12 protein-coding genes are annotated in these 15,652 nt (G+C 36.7%); 8 read left to right on the top strand and 4 right to left on the bottom strand.

Features of this window, described 5'->3' with window-relative positions; all coding sequences use genetic code 11:
• Positions 1 to 544, bottom strand: a 544-nt coding sequence (locus GNY06_RS05050) for a cbb3-type cytochrome c oxidase subunit I (RefSeq protein ID WP_176589967.1), incomplete at its 3' end; no start/stop codon positions are given.
• Positions 545 to 717: 173 nt separating this feature from the next.
• On the opposite strand from GNY06_RS05050, the gene GNY06_RS05045 reads away from it, so the two are divergent.
• Positions 718 to 1,008 carry a helix-turn-helix transcriptional regulator gene (locus tag GNY06_RS05045; protein WP_166519076.1) on the top strand — a complete coding sequence of 97 codons (291 nt, stop codon included), beginning with the start codon at positions 718 to 720 and terminating at the stop codon, positions 1,006 to 1,008.
• 517 nt (positions 1,009 to 1,525) lie between these two features.
• On the opposite strand, the gene GNY06_RS05040 is transcribed toward GNY06_RS05045, so the two are convergent.
• Together GNY06_RS05040 and ccsB are read right to left on the bottom strand one after the other, a co-directional pair.
• Positions 1,526 to 2,389 carry an SPFH domain-containing protein gene (locus tag GNY06_RS05040; RefSeq protein ID WP_166519075.1) on the bottom strand — a complete coding sequence of 288 codons (864 nt, stop codon included), beginning with the start codon at positions 2,387 to 2,389 and terminating at the stop codon, positions 1,526 to 1,528.
• A 77-nt stretch (positions 2,390 to 2,466) separates the two neighbouring features.
• The gene (ccsB, locus tag GNY06_RS05035; protein ID WP_166519074.1) at positions 2,467 to 5,706 is read right to left on the bottom strand and encodes a c-type cytochrome biogenesis protein CcsB; all 3,240 of its coding nucleotides are present in this window, start codon (positions 5,704 to 5,706) and stop codon (positions 2,467 to 2,469) included.
• Positions 5,707 to 5,910: 204 nt separating this feature from the next.
• Between ccsB and GNY06_RS05030 the strand changes: the two genes are divergently transcribed.
• From GNY06_RS05030 to secG, 5 genes are all read left to right on the top strand, one after another.
• A complete protein-coding gene (locus tag GNY06_RS05030) occupies positions 5,911 to 8,316 on the top strand; it encodes an FtsK/SpoIIIE family DNA translocase (protein WP_166519073.1) in 2,406 nt (801 codons plus the stop codon).
• 18 nt (positions 8,317 to 8,334) lie between these two features.
• On the top strand, positions 8,335 to 8,964 hold the full coding sequence (locus GNY06_RS05025) for a LolA family protein (RefSeq protein ID WP_166519072.1): 630 nt from the start codon (positions 8,335 to 8,337) through the stop codon (positions 8,962 to 8,964).
• A gap of 55 nt (positions 8,965 to 9,019) precedes the next feature.
• Positions 9,020 to 10,471 carry an LptF/LptG family permease gene (locus tag GNY06_RS05020; protein WP_166519071.1) on the top strand — a complete coding sequence of 484 codons (1,452 nt, stop codon included), beginning with the start codon at positions 9,020 to 9,022 and terminating at the stop codon, positions 10,469 to 10,471.
• 61 nt (positions 10,472 to 10,532) lie between these two features.
• Positions 10,533 to 11,564 (top strand): glutaminase A, encoded by a 1,032-nt coding sequence (glsA, locus tag GNY06_RS05015; RefSeq protein WP_166519070.1) that lies wholly within the window; start codon positions 10,533 to 10,535, stop codon positions 11,562 to 11,564.
• Positions 11,565 to 11,653: 89 nt separating this feature from the next.
• The gene (gene secG / locus GNY06_RS05010; protein WP_166519069.1) at positions 11,654 to 12,001 is read left to right on the top strand and encodes a preprotein translocase subunit SecG; all 348 of its coding nucleotides are present in this window, start codon (positions 11,654 to 11,656) and stop codon (positions 11,999 to 12,001) included.
• 93 nt (positions 12,002 to 12,094) lie between these two features.
• Here secG and recR read toward each other — a convergent pair whose 3' ends face one another.
• The gene (gene recR / locus GNY06_RS05005) at positions 12,095 to 12,706 is read right to left on the bottom strand and encodes a recombination mediator RecR (RefSeq protein WP_166519068.1); all 612 of its coding nucleotides are present in this window, start codon (positions 12,704 to 12,706) and stop codon (positions 12,095 to 12,097) included.
• Positions 12,707 to 12,945: 239 nt separating this feature from the next.
• On the opposite strand from recR, the gene GNY06_RS05000 reads away from it, so the two are divergent.
• The gene (locus GNY06_RS05000) at positions 12,946 to 13,659 is read left to right on the top strand and encodes a hypothetical protein (protein WP_166519067.1); all 714 of its coding nucleotides are present in this window, start codon (positions 12,946 to 12,948) and stop codon (positions 13,657 to 13,659) included.
• 40 nt (positions 13,660 to 13,699) lie between these two features.
• Positions 13,700 to 15,139 (top strand): aminoacyl-histidine dipeptidase, encoded by a 1,440-nt coding sequence (locus GNY06_RS04995; protein WP_166519066.1) that lies wholly within the window; start codon positions 13,700 to 13,702, stop codon positions 15,137 to 15,139.
• Positions 15,140 to 15,652: the final 513 nt, after the last annotated feature.

Raw genomic sequence — 15,652 nt, 5'->3', positions numbered from 1 at the left:
CTACATATAAATGTCTTACTCTTCTTTTGGCTATCGTCGCAAACATGTTAACACCAAAGATGATCCACGAAAAAGCGATTAATATATCAATCGGCCACTCGTGTTCTGCATATTCCTTAGATGTATTAATCCCCATAATAAAAGTAATGACAACACTAACAATCATCAGCTGCCAAGTCCAGAAATGTATCCATGATAGCGTATCGCTATACATACGGGTTTTTAATAAACGTTGCAAACTATAGTAAGCTCCACAGAAAAATGAATTACAAACAAAAGCGAAAATGACGGCACTGGTATGTAGCATTCTTATCCTGCCAAAACCTAAGGCTCCCTGAGAGTGAATAAGACCTTGAATATTACCACTCCTTAAGCTTTGAATAGTGGTGTCATCTGTTCCCAACAAGAACTCCGGTAATTCAGGATAGAAGAGCATTAGTGCTGCCGTAATTCCTAGAATAAATCCCACAACACCAAAAACGATGGTCGCATAGAGAAATGCCTTCACAATAGAGTTGTCATAATGAAACTTCTGCTTCTCCATTTTTTAAGTATATTATATTTAATTTTATTGAAGTAATAAATAGTAAAAACCATTAAAAACGATGTTTTTTTAATGGTTTTTATCGTGTGTCAAAGGTATTCGCTATCTTTGTGGTGTACCAGTAGATTATCCTCTAAATTATACCTAAAATTACTATACAATACCTGTAGATAATGAAAGAGTGCAGCAATAGTATAAGACAAATTCGCAGAAACAAGGACTATACACAGGAATACATGGCGTTAGAGTTGGGGATTTCCCAAAAAGCCTATTCTGATTTAGAAAATGGTAAGGTAAGAATGAATATGTCTACACTGCTGAAGGTTGCAGAAATATTAGAGATAAGCCCAGCGGGTATTTGCACTCTTTCATCCGCCTGCGACTCAGGGATGCAAAGAAAATATCAACGCCTTATGGATTATCTTAAAGAAAACAACATCCAGATTCCTAATGAGTTTTTATAATACTTCTAAAACACTAAGCATTATAATTTTAGAGATAAAAGATGGTATATCTTCAAATCTAGCAGTTTCAAAAAAAGTCCCCTATCAGTCCGCTCTAAGTAAGCTGAGATTTTACTACACTTTAAAGCATTCCAATTGTTTCCCCATAACGGGATAAGTAATAATATCAATCGGGGTGTTTATAAATCCAATGTTTCCTTATGATTTTATTGCCATGCTCAGATCTGCTGTTAAATAGCCTAAGTCTACTTAAGAGGATTCAATTATAGCTGCTGTAAAATCGCTCATTATCAAAAAAAAAATGAATCATTATGCACCGTATGGCTGTACTATAGCTGTAGTTTCTTAAGCATAGGGACTGTGAAATGATAAAAAAGATCAGAGTTAGTTGTTGCGCACCATTCAAATTGTTAATATTAGAAAGAAGTGGCTCCACTGTATGCAATAAAAAAAGCTTATCTTGTAATTATTTTTATGTTTCAAGTAAAACAAACTCGCTCTTTCCGATATATATAATTTAAACTTTAAGTCCCGTATTGAGTACCGATTGCGCCGATTTTTCGCTGCATAATACCACCATAAGGTTACTAACCATTGCAGCTTTCTGATCGTTATTAAACTCTATAACGCCATCTTGAGACAATTTTTTTAATGCCATTTCCACCATGCCCACAGCACCTTCTACAATTTTGGATCTGGCGCCCACAATGGCTGTGGCCTGCTGACGTTGCAACATTGCTCCTGCTATTTCCGGTGCATAAGCCAAATGACTAATTCTGGCTTCCTGTACGATAATACCTGCAGGAGCTAAACGATCTGTCAACTCTTTCTCCAAAATACGGTTAACATCCTCTCCTCCATCCCTTAGGGTGATTCCTGCATTTTCATCTTCTAGATTATCATACGGAAAGCTTACGGCCAGATGCCGTACCGCCGCCTCACTCTGGATACTCACATACTCGAGATAACGTTCTACCTCGAAAGCTGCTTTATAAGTGTTTCCTACTTTCCAAACGACCACCGCTGCAATTTCAATAGGATTTCCCATTTTGTCATTCACCTTCAAAAATTGCCCCTGTAGATTCTCCGAACGCAGGCTTATTTTTTGAGAAGTGTATAAGGGATTAATAAAAAATAATCCGTTTTTTTTTATCGTACCTACATATTTTCCAAAGAAATTAAGTACTCTAGAGTGGTTGGGTTGGATAATAATAAGGCCTTTTAAAAAGAAACCCGCAAGAGCAAAACATATTACCCCTACGATTAATAAAAAAAAGTTTATCCTAATGCCTATTAAAAATAATGCACTTGCTCCTAAAATTAACAACACACTTATAAGCAAGGCCAAATAGCCCGACATGGGCTTTAGTTCTTTTTCCATATTCACATTATTTTGGCGCTATAATCGTATAAAGATAAAAAAAATATATAATTTCCTAGTCTTTTTTATTTAATAGGTCAATATCTTTTAAAACGGTTGCTATTGCCTATAAGTGTAAGCTTTCTGTATCCCAACCATGCTGCAATACTCAGACAGATCATAAAGGTTAAGCTAATATACACCCACATTGGAATGGGAACTGGATCTCCCGCTGCATAAGAATGTAGGCCCGATAAATAGTAATTCACACCGAAATAAGTCATAATCATAGAACAAAATGCAAACATGCTTACCACATGATAGGTATATCTCCCTCTTAAACCTGGTACCAGGCGCATATGTAAGACAAAAGCATATACAATAATTGAGATGAAGGCCCATGTTTCCTTAGGGTCCCAAGACCAATAGCGCCCCCAGCTTTCATTTGCCCAAATTCCACCGAGAAAGTTTCCTACCGTAAGAGCAAATAAGCCTATGGTTAAAGACATTTCACTTACAATACTCAACTCTTTAATGGTCTTATCATTATGTCTTTTATACAGTTCTTTATTGGCTAAAGCGTAAAAAAACAAAGTAATAATAGCTATAATGGCAGAAAGTGCAAAAAATCCATAGCTGGAAGTAATAATCGCTACATGAATAATAAGCCAGTAAGACTTAAGAACAGGTACCAGAGGGGTGATCTGGGGATCCAATTGTGCTCCTCCATGAGCAAACCCCATCATAATGACAGCCACCAAAAAACCTGCCGCCGGCACCAGTGCATTAGAATTTCTATAAAGGGTTATTCCGGCTGTAATACCAACCCAAGAGATAAACATAATAGCCTCATATCCATTACTCCATGGAGCATGTCCAGATACATACCAACGTCCTATCAAGCCTAGAAAATGCAAAATATAGCCCAGGATTCCAATCCCGATGATCGCTCTAATAATATGATGCAGGGTTTTATAAGGCTTAAACAGGTAAATAAATCCTAATACCAGAAGTGATCCTCCGATAATCGTATAGGCAATTAAGAGTTTGAAAAACAAATTTAACCCATTCATCATCACCTCCACTTTTACTTTTGTGTCAGAAGGCAATATCTTAGATCCCCATTTATGCTGGTATTCTTGTAGCTTCACCAATTCTCGATCGGCCACATCCCATCTTCCGTTTTTAATAGCATCCAAAACGCTTACAAAATAAGGCCCTATTATCTTTTGAGAAGCTTCATCTGGTTCTAATTTATTATCCATCCAAGAATGCCAGGTATAATTATTATCATTAGGCACTGGTACGACCCGCATATACTGACCGGAAAGTATACCGTTAAAAACTTGTACCTGATCATTGATTCCTATAACCGCTTTGTCATAATTCGTTTGGTCTGCTGGTTTTTTACGAAATGCCAGATTATAGTCTCCTTCGAGTACAAAACGTGGCTGTTTGAAAACAGGATCCATAGGAAAAAGATTCAACAAAGAAGTATAGCCCTCTTCATTTGCTTTGGTTTTTCGTAAGAGTTCTTCACCTCCTTTAGAACTTATTTTAATAAGAGGCACCTGAGTCCACATAAAAGGATTCGTGCTGATAGATAGAAACCATTGATTGGCATCCATTCCGTAAAACTCATCCTTTTTATAGAGTTTTCTCAAAACATCCAAAGCTAAAGTATTCACTGGAACGATGCGTCCTTCAATATTTTGCACCAATGCATAGCCAAATTTATCCGCGTGATCTTTATTGATGTGGGATTCCTTCACTACCATCTGAGGATCCAATACACGAGGTAAAAGTGGTCCTGCTATTGCCCCTTCTTTCTTCTGTAATTGGGAAACTTCAGATGTTTCCTTACCATGCATATCAATGTTTTGGTTACCCGAATAGTTTTGGGCAGGAAACGTGGCACATGCAAATATAAAAAAAGCGATCATTCCCAATTTTTTCCCACTAATATCCTTCAACATTTCGTTCAGCTGCCAGAATCGGGTTCCTTTCCAAAATAAAGTAACGAAAAGACCTAGAAAAAGAAAAGTATACCCTATATAAGTGATACCTGTACCCCAAAAATCGTGGTTTACGGAAAGATGGGTCCCCTTTCTATCCGGATCAAATCCTGCCTGAAAAAAACGATAACCTCCATGATTGAGTACATGGTTCATATAGATTTTATAAGGCTTTTGTATACCGTTTTCAATTATTTGCACATGAGATTCATATGCCGACGGGGCATTACTCCCCGGATATGTTTCCATTACGAATTTATCCAGTTTTAATGAAAAAGGGGTTTGTAAGATTTTAGGTCCAAAGCCTAACATTATATTCTTTCCATCTATGGCGACTTGCTTGGCCATATTGGGATTATTCTTGTCCACCCATATATCGACCGGCTGACGGGTTTTAGGTCCTATTACCATTAAACGCAACAGATCGGGTGTCGCAGCATCTCTTTTTTTATCTCCTTCATATTCGATCAATTTTCCCTTTTGCACCCCCTCGGGGACCACTAACTTAAGCTCTCCAATCGTGTAAAGGCTTCTCATTTTTAAAGAATCTAAATAGTCTTTTTGGAGTCTACCCATTTTCTGGGTAGCCATTGTCATGTACTGAGCCTGTTCGGGAGATTTTATTTGTAAAAAACCTTTTTCATCATGGATTTCTACAGCTCCTTCTATTTTTCGGTTATAAGCAACCAACATCCCATTAATACTCTTGACTTCCCCAGGTGCTATATAAATATTTTGACGGCCTTGATCATTTGTAGAAACTATATGAAGATAAGGATTTCCGTTTTCCGATACAATGAGTGAATCCTTCTTCCGCTGTATATAATCCAAAGCTTTTACCACAAATTTTTCACCTCTAAAATCATAAGTCGCTCTAAAATCATGATGCTTGGGCGACATAATATAAGAAATATCTTCATAGTTGAGTACATCTCCCTTATCTTCTATTTGTACCTTAAAGTATTGTTTTTCGCTTACAATCTGGTTAGACGTCTCTCCTTCCCGAATTAACATCATTCCTTCAAAGCTAATATAACGGGTGATTAATCCTCCAATAAAAATAAGAATAAAAGCCAAATGAAAGATTAAAACCGGCCATTTTTCTCGTCTAAAAAGCCTATAACGCTTTATATTAGCGATAAAATTAAGGATGAGTAATAACATTACCAACTCGAACCACTTCGCATTGTATATTAATGCTTTTGCGGTAGGGGTACCATAGTCATTCTCTATAAAAGTGGCTACTGCCATAGAACCTGCGTATATCAGTAATAACACAGCCATCATCCTGGTGGAAATAAATATCTTCTGCAATTTCTTCATTATAATTCTAACAAATACATCCTGCAAAAATACGTTCAAAAAAATAATTTCTCACCATGATGGACTTAATTTTTATATCCGAGATGATTTCATCCCGTATTTTGAAACGTCTCTTTTCTTTTTTACAAAGAAACAAGATTCGTTTTTATCCTATTTTATCCTAAATTTGCAAAATACCTTATTATCAATAACACCGAAAAAAGAATGAATCGAAAGCCCGAATTTTCTAAAACAAAGACCTTATCTAAATTTAGAATTACTGCTGGTACCGCATTCGTTTTTGCTTCTCTGGTTCTAACGTTTTCTTTTATTTCGTATCTTATGAAATGGAAAGCCGACCAGAGTCAGGCAGGAACCATGCTGGATAAGTCTATAAAATCATCTAATCTTTTTGGAAAAGTAGGAGACTGGCTGGGCAATTTTTTTATTTTTGAATCCATAGGTATCGCGAGTTTTATCCTAGCTTTTTTGTTTTTTGTTTTCGGGACGCTGATTTTAAAAAAGACATATTTTAAACCGTGGAAAACCATTTCTCATAGTTTATTCTTTATCTGCTGGCTTCCTATTGTTCTAGGTGGAATTACCAAGGGAGAAGGCGTATTTTCGGGCGTATACGGATATCAAATTATGGATTATCTACAGGCTGTTATCGGGATTGTAGGACTGTGGATGGTACTACTGCTGAGCATAGGCATATATTTTGTACTTGAGTTTAATCTCCGCCCTTCCAATATCAAAGCCAAAATAGATAAATTTAAGGCTTCTTTAATTCAATTTAAAATATTGGGGTCAAATCAAAATAAAAACAGCACAGAGGAAGAGGAAGAGCCTTTTACAGAGGATTTATGTAGTGAGAAAATACAAGACAACTCTTCCAATAAGGCTAGTCTTGAGATTCCCTCCAGGCTACCCGAGGTTCCCACTGTCCATACCTCACCTATTATAGAAACACCTCACAAGACTTCTAACCCGGCTATTAATCAACCCCCAATGGAGGACCCTAGTGCAGAAGCTGCTAACATCGCCTTTACCGTGGAGCAAAAACAGGAAGATTCCCTGGACCTGATTGATAGTAAAGCCCAAAGTCTGGTCGATAAAAACGGTTTGTACGACCACACGCTGGAATTGCCTAAATTTCAAATTCCAAATATTTCTCTATTAAAAGATTATGGTAAAGAAAACATCAATATCAATCAGGCAGAACTGGAGGAGAATAAAAATCGTATTGTTGAGCTCTTAAGGACTTTCAATGTAGGTATTACCGAAATTAAAGCCACCATAGGCCCTACAGTAACCCTTTATGAAATTATCCCAGAAGCCGGTATTCGTGTAGCGCAAATAAAAAAACTCCAGGACGACATCGCTCTTAACCTCTCGGCATTCGGTATCCGAATTATAGCCCCTATGCCTGGCAAAGGAACCATTGGCATAGAAGTGCCAAATCGAAATCCCTCTATGGTAAGCATGCGTTCGGTAATCGCTTCGCCTAAATTCCAACATGCGGATATGGAGCTTCCTGTCGTTTTCGGTAAAACGATTTCGAATGAAATTTTTATAGCCGACTTAACCAAAATGCCCCATCTGTTAATGGCAGGGGCAACAGGGCAAGGTAAATCCGTAGGTATAAACGCCATTTTAACTTCACTACTATTTAAAAAACACCCAAGCGAACTTAAATTCGTAATGGTCGATCCTAAAAAAGTAGAACTCTCACTCTACTCTAAAATCGAAAGACATTATCTCGCAAAACTCCCAGATGGAGGGGATGCAATTATAACAGATAACAACAAGGTTATCAATACATTAAATTCTCTATGTATTGAAATGGATAATCGCTATGAATTGCTTAAAAATGCTTTCTGTAAGAATATCAAGGAATACAATAAAAAGTATACTGAAAGAAAATTAAACCCTGAAAATGGGCATCGCTACCTTCCTTATATTGTATTGGTAGTAGACGAATTTGCGGATCTTATTATGACTGCGGGTAAAGAAGTAGAATTGCCGATCGCACGATTAGCCCAGCTTGCACGCGCTATAGGCATACACTTGATTGTGGCGACCCAACGTCCTTCGGTAAATGTGATTACCGGAATGATTAAAGCTAATTTTCCTGCCCGGGTAGCATTTCGAGTGATTTCAGGAATCGACTCTAGAACCATCCTCGATACTCCAGGAGCAGAGCAATTAGTAGGAAAAGGGGATATGCTCTACTTCAATGGCAACGATCTTATTCGCTTACAATGTGCCTTTGTAGATACCCCAGAAGTAGAGAGAATTGCAGAATTTATTGGCGAACAGAAAGGCTATCCCGAGGCGTATCAGCTACCTGAATATGCAGGGGAAGAATCGAATCATGCCGGGGGTATAGATGCTCATGAAAAAGACAGTCTCTTTGAAGAGGCGGCTCGCATTGTCGTTTCGTCTCAACAGGGCTCCACCTCTATGCTACAGCGACAACTCAAACTAGGCTATAATCGGGCCGGTAGGATTATGGATCAATTAGAAGCCTGTGGTATCGTGGGAAGTTTTAACGGCTCTAAACCGAGAGATATATTAATTACTGACCTGCATGCTTTGGAACAATTTTTGGAAGAACTGCGCGGATAACTAAAAACAAAAAAAGAAATGAAAATCCTTATCAATAAACTAGCTCTTGCTATCTATATATTCTCCTTTATATACGGCTTTGGTCAGAAAATAGACACCCAATCGAAATCTATTTTGGATCAGGTTTCTACCCACTACCAGTCTAAGAAAAACAACTATTTTAAATTTGTATACCGCACCGCTAACAAGGCGAAAACTGGTATATTTTATTCGTCTGGAAATAAATATAGGCTTAAGATTATGGATACGGAACAAATATTTGATGGCCATAAAGTATACAATATTAGCAGTGAAGATCAGGAAATCACGATTGCTAAACCTAATAGTGACACCGCCCTATTCTCACCTCTTAACTACATAAACTCTTATAAAAGCGGCTACAATGTTCAGTATATAGGAAAAAAAAACATACAGGGAGTGAGTACAGATCTGGTAAAAATGACTCCCCTTAGAAACAATGGAATAAAATATATAAATTTGTACATCCATTCTGCAAAAAAACAATTGGTAAAACTAGAACAAATGTCAAAGAATAATGAGCTTGATATCATTGAAATTCTAAAACAGGTGGAAAATCAGAATTTATCACCCTCACTGTTTAGTTTTAAACAAGCTGATTATAAGAATTATCTGATAACAGAGTTATAATATTAAAATTAAAAAGGATAAAAAGTCACACCGAGTGGCTTTTTATATAAAATGTATGATAAAAAAGCTCGATCAATATATTATAAAGACCTTTTTTGGTCCATTTTTGTTTATTTTCTGTGTACTTTGCTTTATTTTTATCGTAAATCTTATCTGGACACAGATGGGGCAAATTGCAGGTAAGGGATTAAGCCTCTTGGAAATATCCAAATTGCTTTTTTACATGGGGATCACCGTCATTAAGATGACACTGCCTCTGACAATTCTATTGGCCTCTATTATGACTTTCGGAGAATTTGGAGAGAGATATGAGCTGGCTGCAATGAAGTCCTCGGGCATCTCTCTTTTGCGAATTATGCGCCCCTTATTTTTTACTTCTATTTTACTCTCTATCTTGTTATATTTTTTTTCGAATAATATTATTCCTGATTTTCAACGAAAGGCGAAAAACATGTTTCATAATATTACCATGCTACGCCCTGCCCTCAATTTTACACCAGGTCAATTTATCAACACGGTTCCAGGCATGACGATAAAATTTGATAAAATAAGCGGTGAAAACGGCGAAAAAGTATCGGGGGTGTTTATACATAAAATTGCCAATTACTACCAAGATAACCAGACGGTAATCGCTAAAAATGGAAAATTTATGCCGGCTGTGGATAAAAACTATCTAAAACTGATTTTATATAATGGGTATATTTTCCAGGATGAAAATGCAGATTTAAAAGCTCGGGAGCGACAATCGGATCAGTCTATCAAGTTTGACTCTCTAGTACATCATTTCGATATATCCGAATTGTTAAAAAAAGCATTGGAAGAACAAAATATTACGGATGATTATCAGTTTAAGACTTATAGACAACTTTCTAAAACCATTGAAGATCGAAAAAAAGATAATCAAGAGACTTTCAAAAATCTCTCTCATGATCTGATGATCCAACAGAACGCATACATCGCTTATATCGATAAAATGAAAGTGAAGAAAAGTCTCATCAAACGCCCCTTTGCATTAGATTCTCTAAAAGGAAATAAAAAATTGGAAGTTTTATACTCCGCCTACTCGAATCTCAAAGCCGTTAAAACAGCTTATCAAGAAAAAGAAGAACAAATTATAGAAACCTTAAAATATCAAGCGAAAATAGTGATGTATCAACAACGCATCCTATCCTCTTCTTTTACCTGTGTTATATTTTTTATGATAGGGGCCTCTTTAGGATCTATTATCAGAAAAGGAGGTATGGGGCTGCCGGTGATTATCGCTATTGTAATTTTTATCTTATTTTATCTATTAAACTTAACCACTGAAAATATCGCTTGGAAAGGAGATATGAACCCCTACCTTGCTACATGGCTACCCAACCTAATTCTCTTTCCTTTAGGCGTATGGATGACCCATAAAGCTTTGACCGATTCCCAATTATTCGATTCGGAAAAATATAAAGCATACTTAAAGCCCCTCATCAATATTTTTTATCGCCCCAAGGAACACCAACGTTACCAGTAAACCATATGCATGGAGAATAAATTTAATACAACAACCGTAAAATCCTCTATAACCTAAATCTATGAAAAGAAAATATTTCCCCAATGTAGCATTTAAAATAATATTTACTCTAGGTATTTACTTCTCGCCGCTAAATCTTTGCGCGCAAACTGTAGCTCCCTATACCTCCAGTCTTAGCTCGATTACAGAAGATTCCTTACACGATATTTTAGTAAAAAACAGCACCTATTCTCAACAGGGAAAAGTTGCAGATTATATTCCAGAACTGGGAAAAGCCGATCCGAAATCCATCGCTTTATCTGTCATTGATGAAAATGGGAAAATTATCAACATAGGGGATACTGATAAAAAGTTCACGATACAAAGTATCTCCAAAATTATTTCGTTAATGGTTGCGGTGCGTGAAAAAGGGGAACAAAATATTTTTAGCAAAATCGGATATTTTGGTACCGATAAACCTTTCAATCATTTCTCAAATCTCGAAACAATTGGAAAACCATTAAATCCACTGATGAATGCAGGTGCTATTTTAACAACCTCACTAATAGAGGGAGAAGGAGAAATTCCCTTTATTAAGATTCTCAACATGGTGCGCTACATTACCAATAATAACAAAATAAATTATAATAAGTCGGTATACCTCTCCGAAAAAGAAACTGGCCACCGTAATCGCGGCATGTTTTATCTTATGAAAAACAGTGGTTTACTGATTGGTGATGAAGAAAAGCTTAACAATTATTTTAAACAATGCTCTATAGAAGTTACGGCCGAAGATTTAGCCAAAATAGGTTATTTTTTTGCCCATCAATGTACGCGCTATGATGGAGATACCACTTATAAAAACGCTGATATAGCCTCCCTGATAGAGTCTCAGATGCTAATTGCCGGCATGTATGAAATGAGTGGAGAATATGCCCGAAAGGTAGGATTACCCAGTAAATCAGGTGTAGGAGGTGGTATTACCGTGAGTGTTCCTGGAAAAATAGGAATCGGTGTTTACAGTCCTCCCCTAGACGAGCATGGAAACTCTGTTGCAGGTTATTATATGATTTTAGATTTAGCAAAAAGATACCACTTAAGCTTGTTTAAATAAGGAATCTTAGTATATTCTAAATTTCATTACCGGAATTTCATGTAAATCAATCAATATTTTTGTATATTTGCCCACCGAAAATAAAAAAAATGAGTACAATTTTTAGCCTTTTCATGGTTCTTATTATCATTGCCTGTGTTCTGCTGATCATTATTGTCATGGCTCAAAACCCTAAAGGAGGAGGTCTCTCTGGTACATTTGGAGGTTCGTCTTCGGCTTCTTTCGGAGTACAGAGAACGAACGAATTTATGGATAAGGCTACATGGTCTTTGGGCACTTTTATTGTGGTATTAATTATGTTAAGTGTAATTTTAACAGGAAAACCATCATCCTCTCTTACACCATCGTCATCAGGCTCGCAAAAAGAGCTTCCAAAAAACTCCCAGGCTCCCGTACAGAAGCCTGAGACTCAAACTCAGCAACCCTCTGCAAAATAGCAGACTGCAAAATAGATAGATTTAATAGTTTAGTTTAGAAGGAACTGCTTATTAGAACTCTTTTATGAGTTTTTTTAAGCGGTTTTTCTTTGTTTAAGAAGCTCCATCATATGTTTGACGGTTTCTAATAGATCTCCCTAAAGAAACTTCATCTGCATACTCAAGTTCATCTCCAACGGAAATTCCTCGAGCTATAATTGAAAAATTTAGCGGCAGATGTTTCATTTTTTTATACAGATAATAAACCGTAGTATCGCCTTCCATAGTGGCGCTTAATGCGAAGATCACCTCTTTCACTAGGCCGTTTTCCACCTTTTGCATCAAACTTTCTATTCGCAACTGCTGAGGTCCTATCCCCTCCATAGGGGAAAGCTTACCTCCCAACACCAAGTACTTTCCATAGTATTGCCCTGTCTTTTCTATGGCCATTACATCGCGTACATCCTCGACCACGCAAAGCAATTCATCGTGACGATTGTGATGGGCACAGATTTCACAGATCTCCTCATCTGAAAAGTTATGACACACTTTGCAATACTTAATATCGCTAACCAGCTTCTTTATAGCTTCTCCCAACACTATACCTTGTGATTGAGGTTGTTTTAATAGGTATAAAGCCAATCGAACAGCCGATTTCTTACCGATTCCCGGCAGCCCCGAAATCTCTTCGACAGCTTTTTCTAAAATCTTACTTGGAAAATTCATACCTACAAAGGTATTACTTTAGTTGCTCTTTATAAAAAATGTCGCCCCACTAATTTTAATGCGATATGCTTAAAACATAGTATACGGCAATCTCCCACAATTCAGCATCATAGTTTTAATAAAATTATTAAAACATATTTTCATCATCCTACACTGCTTTCTAATATTAGGAAATTATTATAAAACAGTATCTGCTTATTAAGAAGATACAGCCTGTGTATTTTTTGTAATTTTGTTACATGAAGAAGGCTGTTTTTCTATCTGGAATTTTCTATCCTCTTGGCTTAACCCCAATCATGGGAGTAGTCTCTCCCATGAGGGTACTGGAGGTCGCCAAGCTAAGGAAAATAGCTCTTTTATATTTAGATAAATTATCCGTAGAAACTGCAAAAAATATCATCCGGATCATCACACAGCTGAAGCAAAGTTTTTTTTCGGCAAACCTCTTTACAAATGTGGACATCTCCCGAGAGGCTACTGAAAAAATAAAGTACTTTATACGGTATATTTTAAAAGAAAAAAATGGGGCCCAGAATTTTGAATATCTCCATAGGTTTATGATTCCTGTAACAGCTGTTATCATAATGCATCATAAAAGTACAATGATTGCAGTCTTTTATTCAGGAGAGATTACGCTCATGATTGAGAGCTACCTTTTTTTAGCTAAAGAAAGGGGGACCTCAGATACCTATCGCAAATTATTAAAAATTTTTGATCAAAATTCTGGTATTTTAAAAAGCTATACTCAAAAACTTTGTACATGGCTATTCACAATGCCTGTATGGAACTTACTCCGTTTTATAGATTGTACAACATATCTGATTACAACATTCAAAGTATGTTCACAAAAAATGTATACTCTTACAAATCAATATGGAGACACCCAATTTATTAATTATTCGACAGGCTGGAACGCAAAAGATTTACCAAAGGTTTCTACCTTCGAATCATGAGCCATTTAATATCAATTTATAAAACAATAAAACACTAAAAATGGATTTATTACAACTGGAACCCAAAGCCATTTGGAAAAATTTTCTAGCTCTAAATGCTATACCCAGACCCTCAAAAAAAGAGGAAAAGGTAATTGACTTTATTAAAAATTTTGGCATCTCCCTGGGCTTGGAGACCATAGTAGATGAAACAGGCAACGTGATTATTAGTAAACCAGCCACACCTGGTATGGGAAACAGGAAAACCGTGACTTTGCAATCTCATCTCGACATGGTTTGCCAGAAAAATAATGATACTGATTTTGATTTCGAAACACAAGGAATTGAAATGTTGATCGATGGCGATTGGGTAAGGGCTAATGGTACCACCCTAGGTGCAGACAATGGTATTGGAGTAGCCAGTATAATGGGAATCCTGGAATCAACAGATATACCCCATCCTGAAATTGAAGCATTATTTACTATTGATGAAGAGACTGGGATGACCGGTGCTTTTGGTCTTAAACCGGGTGTATTAAAAGGGAAAATACTACTCAATCTAGATACAGAAGAGGACGATGAAATCGATATAGGCTGTGCAGGCGGTATAGATGTTACAGCCCGAGGAGAATATGAAACGATTGAGGTTAGCGGTGATATGATAAACTTAGAGATTAAAGGTCTATCGGGAGGTCACTCTGGTATGGATATCGATAAAGGTAGGGGGAATGCCAATGTACTTTTAAATCGTTTTTTATATTTAGGCCTTGAACAACATATTCAATTGGTGAGTATTGATGCTGGGGGACTCAGAAACGCTATACCTAGAGAAGCTAAAGCTTGCTTTAGTATAAACGAGACTGAAGCATATTTAAAAAAAGCTGAAGCTTTAAAAAAAGATATACTCAGCGAATTTAAGTCGATAGAACCCCTTTTAAGTATCCACATTACCCCCACTCCAATAGGGGGGCAGGGACTGCGAACTTCAGACTCCGAATCTATTATTAAAGGGATCAAAGCAGCCCATAATGGGGTGTACAGAATGAGCCCCGATGTTGAAGGCCTAGTAGAAGCCTCCAACAATATTGCAAGAATAGAATTAAAAAATGGAAAACTACGCGTATTAAATCTATGCCGCTCTTCGGTAGAGTCTTCTAAAATGGCCGTGGCAGATCAACTGCGGGCAGCTTTTGAACTGGCTGGCTTGCAGGTGGAATTCAGCGGATCTTACCCTGGGTGGCAACCCAATCCACGAGCTGAGATTATCTCTATTTTGGAACGTATTTATACTAAAAAATTCGGAGATCAACCCCGTATTGTCGCCTGCCATGCAGGATTGGAGTGTGGTATTATAGGTGCCCATTACCCAGATATGGAAATGATATCTTTTGGCCCTCATATTACAGGAGCTCATTCTCCTGAAGAAAAAGTCAACATTAAATCCGTACAAAAATTCTGGAGTTACCTCTTGGATATTTTAAAAGAAATACCCTTGCAATAAAAGCCGTAAGCATATGGTGAGCCTAGTGCTGTAAAACAATCAGAAAAACATCTATTAATAGGTGTTTTTCTGATTTTAAAGAGTCATAGACCTAATTAAAACGATCCCTCGGAGAGAGGATAAATATATTCCGCTCCTTCATTTTAAAAGATGAAAAATACCGTCTTAGAGACTTATAAGGCTATACTTTATTATCGCTGCTATCCTATAGAATACTAAAGCACTCCATCTTTGCAATATAAAATACTTGATTTAGAAGATAAAATACTTAATTTAGAAGAATATGCGAAAAAGTATAATTTTTTACCTTTGATTAAAAAACACATGCCTTGTATTGATCAGGTGAATGCTCATATTCCTTATTAAACTCAAAAACACAAATAAAATGATGTAAACTCCCCCATAAATAGTACGACTATAATTTAGACAAAAAGTTTAAATTTAGGATTATATATTATGAAAAAGAAACAATTCAGTGCGAATCAGATTTCCAGTATTTTGAAGGAATTCGAT

Origin of the sequence: Elizabethkingia argenteiflava, assembly GCF_009904105.1 — a bacterium.
GTDB classification, from domain to species: Bacteria; Bacteroidota; Bacteroidia; order Flavobacteriales; family Weeksellaceae; genus Elizabethkingia; species Elizabethkingia argenteiflava.
Note: the sequence above shows the minus strand (reverse complement) of the source record. Positions and strands in the feature narration are given on the sequence as shown.